Below are 10790 nucleotides of genomic sequence, written 5' to 3' on the forward strand. Positions count from 1 at the left end.
TGCAAGTTTGGAATCCGCTGTGCTTTTATCTCAGGCATGTTCTCACCCGTCATCCGGACCCGGGGGCTGACCCGGACGTTCCGGCTCAAGAGCGGCCCCGTGCACGCCGTACGCGGCATCGATCTGACCGTCGACCGCGGCGAGATCCTCGGCTTCCTCGGCCCCAACGGGGCCGGCAAGACCACGACCCTGCGCATGCTCACCACCCTGCTGCCGCCCAGCGGCGGTGAAGCGGAGATCGCCGGATGCGATCTGCTCCGGGACCCGGCCGGTGTGCGCCGACGGATCGGCTATGTCGCGCAGTCGGGCGGGCTCGACCCCGCCTGCGCGGTGCGCGAAGAACTCCTCACCCAGGGCAGACTGCACCGACTGTCCCGGCGCGAGGCGGGCGAACGGGCCGATGAACTCGCCCGGGATCTCGGCCTGTTGGAGCTGATGGATCGGCCGACCGCGGCGCTCTCCGGCGGTCAGCGCCGCCGACTGGAGATCGCCCTCGGACTGGTCAACCGGCCCGAGGTGCTCTTCCTCGACGAACCGACGACCGGTCTGGACCCGGGCAGTCGCGCCGAGCTGTGGGACCTCGTCCGGCGCGTCCGCGTCGAACACGGCACCACCGTCTTCCTCACCACGCACTATCTCGACGAGGCCGATGCGCTCGCCGACCGCATCGTGGTGGTGGACGCGGGAACGGTCGTCGTCGAGGGAACCGCCGCCGAGTTGAAGAGCCGGTACGCCGGTGATGCCGCGGCCAGTCTCCAGGACGCCTTCTTGGCCATCACCGGACGCACCACGACCGAGGAACCCGTCGCCATCTGACCGGCCGACCGGCCCACCGGGCAGTCCAGGCCATCGCGACGGCCCAGGCAGTCCCGACAGTGCAGAGATCCCGGACCGCGCCGGCAGGCAGGCGGCGCAGTCACCGCAGACCATTCAGACGACTCAGAACACTCAGACCGACCAAGGCCCTCTTATGACGCTTCTCGCCGATACCGGCATCATCTTCGGCCGCTACCTGCGGGCGACCCTCCGCTCGAAGACCAGTCTCTTCTTCGGCATGCTCCAACCCTTGCTCTTCCTGGCCCTCTTCGGCCCCCTGCTGACCAGGCTGGACCTGGGGACCCGGGGCTCTTCCTGGCAGACGCTGGTGCCGGGGGTGCTCATCCAGCTTGCGCTGCTGGGTGGTTCATACGTCGGACTCGGGTTGCTGATGGACCGCAACCTCGGTGTGATCGACCGGATGCGGGTCACCCCGGTGAGCCCGTTGGCCCTGCTGTTGGGGCGGACCCTGCGCGATGTCGTCCAGTTGGTCGTCCAGTCGGTCGTGCTCGTCCTGCTGGGGCTGGTTCTCGGGCTGCGGGCGCCGCTCTTCGGTGTGGTGCTGGGGCTGTTGTTCGTCGCGGTGCTGTCGGGTGCGCTGTCGGCGCTCTCCTACGGTCTGGCCATGAACGTGCGGACGCCGCCGGAGTTCGCGGCCATCGCCAACACGGCCGGGATGCCGCTGATGCTGCTCTCGGGTCTGCTGCTGCCGATGACGTTGGCGCCCGGCTGGCTGGACGGCGTCTCGCGGGTCGTCCCGCTCCGCTACATCGTCGACGCCGTGCGCCAGGCGTTCCTCGGCCACTACGCGAATGGAACGGTCATGGTGGGAGCCGCGGTGACCGTGGCCCTGGCGGCACTCTGTCTGCTGGCGGGGACCCGGATGTTCGCCCGTATGCGGCCTTGAGCGGGCGCACGGACGTCGGCCCGGGGGCGGACCGTTGGCCGGGCGGGGCGGGACGGCGGGGTGCCGCTACGGTGTGATCATGACCGATTTCGCATGGGACATCCTCCTCCTCGGTGGCGCCTCCGGCGCGGGCAAGAGCTGCGCCGCCGCCCAACTCGCCCGTGAAAGGGGAGCGTTCGTCGTCGAGTTCGACGACGTGGTGAGCGCGCTCCACCGCTTCACCGAGGCCGGGCACCACCCCGCACTGCACCACTTCGACGGCATACCCGACACCTCGATGCTCGATGTCGACCACGTGGTGGACCTGCAGATCGCCACCGCCCGGGCGTTGGCACCCGCCCTCCTCGGCGTCGTGGACAACCGTCGCACCGTGGACGTCCCCGCCGTCATCGAGGGCGACTACCTGGATCCGGCGGCCGTCGCCGCGGCCGTGGCGGAGAGCGCGGCCGACGACCGCCGCGTACGTGCGGTGTTCCTGCACGAGGGCGACCCCGACCGGATCACCGCCAACTACGCGGACCGCGAGCCGGACGGCGGCCGTCAGACACACCGGGCACAGGTCAGCGCCCGGTACGCACACTGGCTCGCCGAACAGGCCGCACAGCACGGGCTGCCGGTGGTGCCCGCCAGGCCCTGGCACGACACGTCGGCGCGTATCGAGCAGGCCCTCGGCCGCTGAACCGACGTCTCTCGGTAACGGTGGCTCCCAACTCTCGTTATACGGGGACGAGTTACGCGCGCGTGAGGGCATCCCCGCAGACCAGAGCCCGGGTGGTGGCGAACGGCCGGACAGTGCCTGGCACGTTGCTCGGGATGGCTCGTCGGGGCAGGTGCGGGGCGGCCTCGTTCTAAGGTGGAACGCCGCCTGCGGGGAGGCCCCCGGGCGGCATTCGACGGTTGACCGCGTCCGACGGCCGTGACCGGGCCGGGGGCACAACGGACTTCGAGGTGAATGGACTTGACGGATGCGCAGCGGGCGACAGGGGCGGCCGATGAGGGTGTGGGGGGAGAAGAGGGGAGCGGTGGGCGTCGGCGGCTTCTGCTGCTCCTGCTGGTGGCGGGGGCGGTGTACGCGCTCGACCTGGTGAGCAAGCTGATCGCGGTGACGAAGTTGGAGAACCACGCCCCGGTTCCGGTGATCGGGGACTGGCTGGAGATCCGGGTGCTGCGCAACTCCGGCGCGGCGTTCGGGCTGGGCGGGGCGATGACGCTGGTGTTCACGCTCATCGCCGCGGCCGTCGTCGTGACGATCATCCGGCTGGCGCGCAAGCTCCGCAGCATCCCGTGGGCGATCGCGCTGGGTCTGCTGCTCGGCGGCGCGCTGGGCAACCTCACCGACCGGCTCTTCCGCGCCCCGGGCGGACTGCAGGGTGCGGTCGTCGACTTCATCTCCGTCCGCGACTTCAGCGTGATGAACCTCGCCGACTGGGCCATCGTCTGCGGGGGCACCCTGATCGTGTTCTTCTCCTTCCGCGGCTGGGAGTTGAGCGGCGGCGGGGCCGCCGCGGGCAGAGCCGGCGCGGAAGCCGTCGGGTCCTGAGGCAGCCCGGCATGCCGCGGGCCGGCGGGTGCCCCCGAGCCGTCCCGCGGCGGCGGCGTCGGTGGTCGCCGCCGGGTGACCGGTGGGTAATGTCGTCGCGCAGCGCCTCGGGCGGGGGTGCCAGGCGCTCCGGGCGGATGGCACCGTCCCGCCCGTCCCGAACCGTCATCGATCACAAAAGGGTGGTACTCCATGGCAGATGACGTTCTGACCGGCTTCGACCGCGGTACCTTCACCCACGACGGCGTCCGGCGCCGGATACTGCGGCGCGGCACCGGGCCCGCGGTGATCGTGATCGCGGAGATCCCGGGCATCACGCCCAAGGTGCTGGAGTTCGCGAAGCGGGTGGCCGACATCGGCTGCACCGTCGTACTGCCGGTGCTCTTCGGCACGCCCGGCCGCGAGGTCAACCCCGACAAGGTCGGTCGGCTGCACTCCAAGCTCTATATGAACTCGTCGATAGGGAAGGTGTGCGTGAGCCGGGAGTTCACCGTGCTGGCCACCGGGAAGTCCTCTCCCGTGGTGACCTGGTTGCGGGCCCTGGCGGCGCATGAACACCAGCGCTGCGGAGGGCCCGGGGTAGGGGCCGTCGGGATGTGCCTGACCGGCGGTTTCGCGCTGGCGATGGCCGTCGACGACCGGCTGCTGGCTCCCGTGCTGTCCCAGCCGTCGATGCCGCTGGCCCTCACCAGGCGCCAGGCCGCCGGCATCGACATCTCGCCCGAGGACCTCGCCGTCGTGCGTGGCCGCTGCCAGCGCGAGGGTCTTGAGGTGCTGGGGTTGCGGTTCCGCGGCGACCGGCTGGTGCCCCAGGAGCGCTTCGCCTTCCTCCGTCGCGAACTGGGCGATGCCTTCACCGCCGTTGAACTGGCGGACGAGGACGCCAACCCCGAGTCGCCGATGACGCCGCACTCCGTGCTGACCGAGCACCTCGTCGACGAGCCCGGCCATCCGACCCGTGCGGCGCTGGACGAGGTCCTCGGCCTCCTCCGCAGGCGCCTGCTGGAAGGGGATCGGGCGGCGGACCGCGCGACGGACGCGGAGGCGCCGTCCGGCGAGTGATCCAAGGCCCTGGGGCGTTGAGCAGCGAGTTTCCGCTCTCCCGGTCTCGATCATGGACATGACGTGCGGTAACGTCGAACCCGGCGTGGGGCGCGCCCGGCGGTGTCCGCACCTGCCGGGCCGCCCGACTCGCACGAACCGGCCAGGAACGAGCGCCGGTCCAGGATCCCCGGATTCCTGGATTTCCTCGATTCCCTGATCTCCGCGATCCGGGAATCGAGGAAACGCACAAGCACGAAAGACGGAGAAGCGCATGTCCCAGGCACCGCCCCTCAACAACCCGGCGCAGCACCCCGGCTACGCCGCGCCCGCCGAGCTGCCCAACGGCCAGGCGGTCGCCTCGATGGTGCTCGGCATCCTGGGGCTGCTGATCATCCCCATCGTGCTGCCGATCATCGCCCTGTGCCTGGGCATCTCCGCGCGGCGCAAGGCCGACCGCGGCGAGGCGGGCGGCCGCGGCATGGCGATCGCCGGCATCGTGCTGGGCAGCGTCGGCTGTGCCCTGGCCGTGCTCGCGATCGTCGTCGCGGTGGTCCAGTTCGTGAGCTCCGGCAGCCTCTGAGCCTCAAGCCGGTCTCCTGTGCGGGGACGTCGATGCCCTTCCGCGGCATCGGCGTCCCCGCGGCGTTTCGCCGTCAGGGTCGGGCGCGGAGCGGGGGAGGGGCCGCGGTACGGGGGAAACCGGGGCGGGGGTTGCGGGGTGGGGCGGAGGGGGCCCGTGGACATCGCCGCTGCGGAGGGGCAGCCGGGGCTGACGTTCGACGGTGCGCGGGTGACGATCCGATTGCGATCGCCGCGGTGCCGGTTCCCCGCCGGGGCGCCCTCGTTGGCCGGGCATGGAGTGTGGTGTCTGCGGGCCGGAGAGTGTCGGCACGCCGCGGCTACGCGGGGCCTACTGGCTGGATCAGCAGCACGTCAGGGCGGATCGCTGTTGTTCGTGGTGCGTGCCGCGGGAGGTACCGGCGGTGCCACGCGTGCATCGCGCGGTGGTCGCCGTCGCGGCGATGGTGGTGGCGGTGCTGCTCGTGCTGACCACCGTGCTGGGTGCCTACTTGCGGTGAGTGCGGTCCTTCCGCCGTGGCGCCGGCAGGGGGTAGACGTCGTCGGCCGCGGTCAGGGGACGGTGGCGCAGGTCCAGATAGGCCCGGACGGAGACGCCGGGCCGCCCCGGCGTCTGCCAGGGCGCCGACGGGCCGCTCGAACGCCACAGACGCCCCAACTCGGCGGCGGCAAGGGTGGCGGTGGCCTCGTCGGCGGCGGTGACGTCGATCACGACCATGCCGGGCTCGCTGACATGTTCCTCGTGGATATGCACAGTTCTGTATGACCTATTTCGCACCGCGGCGTAAGGAAAAGCCAGCACGGTTCATCCGAACGTGGTTGGCATGTGGTGTGGGTTGACAGGTGGGGCGGGTGTGCGGGGCGTTCAGGCGGGGGAGTGGGAGGCGTGCAGCCGGGCGTAGAGGCCCTGGGCACGCAGGAGTTCGCCGTGCGTGCCCTGCTCGGCGATCCGGCCGGAGTCCATCACCACGATCAGGTCCGCGTCGCGGATCGTCGACAGACGGTGGGCGATCACGAAGCTGGTGCGGCCCGCGCGCAGGGAGTTCATGGCCTGCTGGATCAGCACTTCGGTACGGGTGTCCACCGAGCTGGTCGCCTCGTCCAGGACGAGGACGGCCGGCCGGGCGAGGAACGCCCGGGCCACGGTGAGCAGTTGCTTCTCCCCGGCGCTGACGGTGCCCGACTCGTCGTCCAGCACGGTGTCGTACCCCTGGGGCAGGGTGCGGATGAACCGGTCGGCGCAGGTCGCGCGGGCCGCCTCCTCGATGTCCGCACGGGAGGCACCGGGCGAACCGTAGGCGATGTTCTCCGCGATCGTGCCACCGAACAACCAGGTGTCCTGGAGCACCAGCCCGAAACGGGAGCGCAGATCGTCCCGGGTCATCGTCGCGGTGTCGGTGCCGTCCAGGAGGATGCGCCCGGAGTCGGGCTCGTAGAACCGCATCAGGAGATTGCCGAGGGTGGTCTTGCCGGCGCCGGTGGGACCGACGATCGCCACCGTGCTGCCCGGTTCCACACGGAGCGAGAGGCCCTCGATGAGAGGGGTCTCGGCGGCGTAGCGGAACGAGACGTTCTCGAAGGCGACCCGGCCCTCGGCGCGGGCCGGGGAATGCGCGGGACGCGGGTCGGGGGTCTGCTCGGGGGCGTCGAGCAGGGCGAAGACGCGCTGGGCGGAGGCGATGCCGGACTGCAACCGACCCGCCACCGACGCGATCTCCACGATCGGCTGGCTGAACTGGCGCGCGTAGAGGATGAACGCCTGGACGTCGCCGAGCGTCAGGGAGCCGCTGACGACCTTCCACGCCCCGATGACGGCCACCAGCACATACCCGAGGTTGGTGACGAACATCATGACCGGCTCCATGGCACCGGAGGCGAACTGCGCCTTGGCGGCCGCCTGGTACACCGCGTCGTTGCAGGCGTCGAAGCGCTCCTCGGCCGCCGCCCGCCGGTCGAACCCCTTGATCAGCGCATGGCCGGAGCACATCTCCTCGACGTGCGCGTTGAGCGCGCCGTTGGCGGACCACTGCGCGGCGTAGTGCGGCCGGGCGCGCTTGCCGATCCGGGCCGCGAGCAGCGCCGCCACCGGCACGCTCAGCACCATCACCGCGGCCAGCGACGGCGAGAGCACCAGCATCAGCACCAGCATCGTGAGCAGCGAGAAGACCGAGGTGATCAGTTCGCCGAGGGTCTGCTGGAGAGTCTGCTGAAGGTTGTCGATGTCATTGGTGGTCCGGCTGAGCAGCTCACCGGCCGGCTGCCGGTCGAAATGCCGCAGCGGCAGCCGGGTCAGCTTCTCCCGGGCGCTGCGCCGCAGTTCGTGGTTGGTGCGCCACACCGCGGACGCCACCAGCCGCCCCTGCGCCAGGATGAACAGCGACCCCACGACGTAGAGCACCAGCAGGATCACCAGCAGCCGGCCGACCGCGCCGAAGTCGACGCCGGGAGCCGGGCCCGCGCCGCGGCCGAGCACCCCGTCGGCGATCAGATCGGTGATCCGGCCCAGCAGCAGGGGCCCGAACGCGTTGAGCACGATCCCGCCGACGCCCATCAGCACGGCGAGCGCCACGACGCGGCGGTGCGGACGCAGCAGGCCGACGAGCCGGCGCACCGGCCGGGCCACCGCCTGCTCCTCCTCAGGGACGTCCGGCGAGACCATGGGCGGCTTCCTCCTCGGTGAGCTGCGAGAGCGTGATCTCGCGGTAGATCGGGCTGGTGCGCAGCAGCGCCTCGTGGGTGCCCTGGGCGACCACCCGCCCCCGGTCCAGGACGACGATCCGGTCCGCGTCGCGGACGGTGGAGACCCGCTGCGCCACCGTGATCACCGTCGCGCCCGCGGTGTGCGGCACCAGCGCCGCCCGCAGCGCGGCCTCGGTCGCCTGGTCGAGTGCCGAGAAGCAGTCGTCGAAGAGGTAGACGGCCGGGCGGCGCAGCAACGCCCGGGCGAGGGACAGCCGTTGGCGCTGCCCGCCGGAGACGTTGCCGCCGCCCTGGGTGATCTCCGCGTCGAGCCCGCCCGGCATCCGCTCGACGAAGTCGGCGGCCTGGGCGACGCGGAGCGCCTCCCACAGGTCGTCGTCGGTGGCGTCCGGCACCCCGAAACGCAGATTGCTCGCCACCGTGCCGGAGAACAGGTACGGCCGCTGGGGCACATACCCGATGGTGGCGGCGAGCACGTCCGGAGCCAGCTCGCGGACGTCGGTGCCGCCGACCCGTACCGTCCCGGCGGTCGCGTCGGACAGTCGCAGCACCAGGTTGAGCAGGCTCGTCTTGCCGCTGCCGGTGCTGCCGAGCACCGCGATCCGCTCGCCCGGCTCGACCGCCAGGTCGACATCGTGCAGCACCGCGTCCTCGGCGCCCGGATAGCGGAACCCGGCGCCGGACAGCTCCACCCGGCCGGCGGGGCCGCTCAGCGGCCGCGGCGCGGACGGCGGCGCCACGCTCGTGTCGGTGTCCAGGACCTCCGCGATCCGGTCGGCGCAGACCCGGGCGCGCGGCACCGACAGGAACACGAACGCGAGCATCACCACCGACATCAGGATGAGCGACAGATAGCTGAGGAAGGCGCTGAGCGCACCGATCGGCACATGGCCCGCGTCGATCCGCCGGGACCCGGCCCACAGCAGTGCGAGGGTGAACCCGTTCATGACCAGCAGCACGACCGGCAGCATCGTCGCGATGAGCCGGCCCACCCGCTGCGAGAGGTCCAGGAACGCGTCGTTGGTCTGCGCGAAGCGCTGCCGCTCGTGGTCGTCGCGGACGAAGGACCGCACCACCCGCACCCCGGTGATCGCCTCGCGCAGCAGCCGCCCCAGCCGGTCCAGCGTCAGCTGCATCCGCGCATACAACGTCCCCATCCGGGCCAGCAGCAACCCGAAGCAGACCGTCACCACCACGACCAACGCCACCAGCAGCAGCGCCAGCGGCACGTCCTGGCGCAGCGCCAGCACCACGCTGCCCAGACACATCAACGGCGCGCAGACCACGATGCCGAAGCCGGACTGGGCGAGGTTCTGCACCTGCTGCACGTCGTTCACCGACCGGGTCAGCAGGGACGGGGTCCCGAACCGACCGACCTCGCGGGCGGAGAAGTCCAGGATGCGGCGGAAGAGCGCGGCCCGCAGATCACGGCCCATCGCCGTCGAGGTCCGGGCGGCCAGCGCCGCCGCCCCGAGCGCGGCGGCGATCTGCACCAGGGCCACCGCCACCATCACCGCGCCCAGTTCCGTGATGCGACCGCGGTCGGCGCGCACCACCCCCTCGTCGATGAGCGCGGCACCGAGCGTCGGCAGCAGCAACGTGCCCAGGATCTGCACGAACTGGAGGGCGATCAGCGCGACCGTCGCCCAGGCGTAGGGGCGCAGCTGTGCCCGCAGGAGTTTCAACAGCACGGAGGAACACCCCGGTTGACGGCGGCCCGCGGCCGCGCAGTGGAAGGAGTCGGCCGGCCCGCCGACCCGGCCATTGCACCGCAGTCGGCACCCGAATTTCCCTAGTGTTGGGTTCCCCAACGCGTTTTTGACGGCCTGCCACTCGGGAATTCCCTAGAAAGCCCGGGATGCGTTGACAGCATCTTCGGCGGCTTGCGAGCGTGCGGGTGTCTATCGTCCGGACTGCGTATTCGATGCCAGGTCGTGGCCGAGCTCAAGCGTTTGGACGGTCTCTTTCCGTGTCCGAGAAGGGTTTGCCATGTCCAAACGAGCGCTGATCACCGGAATCACCGGCCAGGACGGCTCCTACCTGGCCGAACACCTGCTGTCCCAGGGCTACCAGGTGTGGGGCCTGAACCGAGGCCAGGCCAACCCGCGCAAGTCCCGCGTCAGCCGCCTGGTCAGCGACCTCAACTTCGTCGACGGCGACCTGATGGACCAGGCCAGCCTGGTCTCCGCGGTCGACACCGTGCAGCCCGACGAGGTCTACAACCTCGGCGCCATCTCCTTCGTGCCGATGTCCTGGCAGCAGGCCGAACTCGTCACCGAGGTCAACGGCATGGGCGTGCTGCGCATGCTGGAGGCCATCCGCATGGTCAGCGGCCTGTCCACCTCCCGCACCGTCAGCCCGCGCGAGCAGATCCGCTTCTACCAGGCGTCCTCCTCGGAGATGTTCGGCAAGGCCGCCGAGACCCCGCAGCGCGAGACCACCCTCTTCCACCCGCGCAGCCCCTACGGCGCGGCCAAGGCCTACGGCCACTACATCACCCGCAACTACCGCGAGTCCTTCGGCATGTACGCGGTCTCCGGGATGCTCTTCAACCACGAATCGCCCCGCCGCGGCCAGGAGTTCGTCACCCGCAAGATCACACTGGCGGTCGCCCGCATCAAGCACGGCCTCCAGGACAAGCTGGCGCTCGGCAACCTCGACGCGGTCCGCGACTGGGGCTACGCCGGCGACTACGTCCGCGCCATGCACCTGATGCTCCAGCAGGACGCCGGCGACGACTACGTCATCGGCACCGGCCAGATGCACTCGGTGCGCGACGCGGTCCGCATCGCCTTCGAACACGTCGACCTGGACTGGCAGGACCATGTCGTCATCGACCCCGACCTGGTGCGCCCCGCCGAGGTCGAGGTGCTCTGCGCCGACTGCACCAAGGCGGAGGAGCGCCTGGGCTGGAAGCCGGAGGTCGACTTCCCCACCCTCATGCGCATGATGGTCGATTCCGACCTGACGCAGGTCTCCCGCGAAAACGAATACGGCGACCTGCTGCTCACCGCCAACTGGTAGCGGCTCCCGAGCATTCGAACACTAGGGAATTCCCGCCGGAATTCCGACGACACTCGCCACATGGATTCTCCCGGTGAGTGGCGAATCCAGGTGGCGATCCGAACGTCCCGCCCACGCGGTGCGATGAAGCCGGACGCCATTCACGTGCGGCCGTCGGCTGTCGAGATGGGTTGAGTTGAG

The 10790-nt window shown here is 70.7% G+C and carries 10 protein-coding genes; 7 read left to right on the top strand and 3 right to left on the bottom strand.

The features are described 5' to 3' along the window. Positions 1-36 precede the first annotated feature (36 nt). From ACIQE0_RS24990 to ACIQE0_RS25015, 6 genes are all read left to right on the top strand, one after another. Positions 37-816, top strand: a complete 780-nt coding sequence (locus ACIQE0_RS24990; protein WP_366335271.1) for an ATP-binding cassette domain-containing protein — start codon at positions 37-39, stop codon at positions 814-816. A 154-nt stretch (positions 817-970) separates the two neighbouring features. Then, complete coding sequence (locus ACIQE0_RS24995) at positions 971-1723, top strand: ABC transporter permease (RefSeq protein ID WP_366335269.1); 753 nt, start codon at positions 971-973, stop codon at positions 1721-1723. A gap of 79 nt (positions 1724-1802) precedes the next feature. Beyond that, positions 1803-2402, top strand: coding sequence for an AAA family ATPase (locus ACIQE0_RS25000; RefSeq protein WP_402336088.1), 600 nt, complete (start codon positions 1803-1805; stop codon positions 2400-2402). Positions 2403-2681: 279 nt separating this feature from the next. Further along, positions 2682-3263 carry a signal peptidase II gene (lspA, locus tag ACIQE0_RS25005; RefSeq protein WP_402336091.1) on the top strand — a complete coding sequence of 194 codons (582 nt, stop codon included), beginning with the start codon at positions 2682-2684 and terminating at the stop codon, positions 3261-3263. 192 nt (positions 3264-3455) lie between these two features. Then, positions 3456-4325 carry a dienelactone hydrolase family protein gene (locus tag ACIQE0_RS25010; RefSeq protein ID WP_402336094.1) on the top strand — a complete coding sequence of 290 codons (870 nt, stop codon included), beginning with the start codon at positions 3456-3458 and terminating at the stop codon, positions 4323-4325. Between the two features lie 253 nt (positions 4326-4578). Then, positions 4579-4887, top strand: coding sequence for a DUF4190 domain-containing protein (locus ACIQE0_RS25015; RefSeq protein ID WP_402336097.1), 309 nt, complete (start codon positions 4579-4581; stop codon positions 4885-4887). A 486-nt stretch (positions 4888-5373) separates the two neighbouring features. Here the strand turns inward: ACIQE0_RS25015 and ACIQE0_RS25020 are convergent, their stop codons facing one another. From ACIQE0_RS25020 to ACIQE0_RS25030, 3 genes are all read right to left on the bottom strand, one after another. Continuing rightward, the gene (locus ACIQE0_RS25020) at positions 5374-5640 is read right to left on the bottom strand and encodes a DUF6207 family protein (protein ID WP_366335262.1); all 267 of its coding nucleotides are present in this window, start codon (positions 5638-5640) and stop codon (positions 5374-5376) included. Positions 5641-5751: 111 nt separating this feature from the next. Beyond that, positions 5752-7545: an ABC transporter ATP-binding protein gene (locus ACIQE0_RS25025; protein WP_402336101.1), complete on the bottom strand. Its 1794-nt coding sequence runs from the start codon at positions 7543-7545 to the stop codon at positions 5752-5754. After that, entirely contained in the window at positions 7523-9277 is a 1755-nt protein-coding gene (locus ACIQE0_RS25030; protein WP_402336103.1) for an ABC transporter ATP-binding protein, read from the bottom strand. Before ACIQE0_RS25030 ends, ACIQE0_RS25025 begins: the two co-directional genes overlap by 23 nt. 298 nt (positions 9278-9575) lie before the next feature. Between ACIQE0_RS25030 and ACIQE0_RS25035 the strand changes: the two genes are divergently transcribed. Then, a complete protein-coding gene (locus tag ACIQE0_RS25035; RefSeq protein WP_366335256.1) occupies positions 9576-10610 on the top strand; it encodes a GDP-mannose 4,6-dehydratase in 1035 nt (344 codons plus the stop codon). Positions 10611-10790: the final 180 nt, after the last annotated feature.

It is taken from the genome of Streptomyces sp. NPDC093097 (assembly GCF_044754325.1).
Classification (GTDB): Bacteria; Actinomycetota; Actinomycetes; order Streptomycetales; family Streptomycetaceae; genus Streptomyces.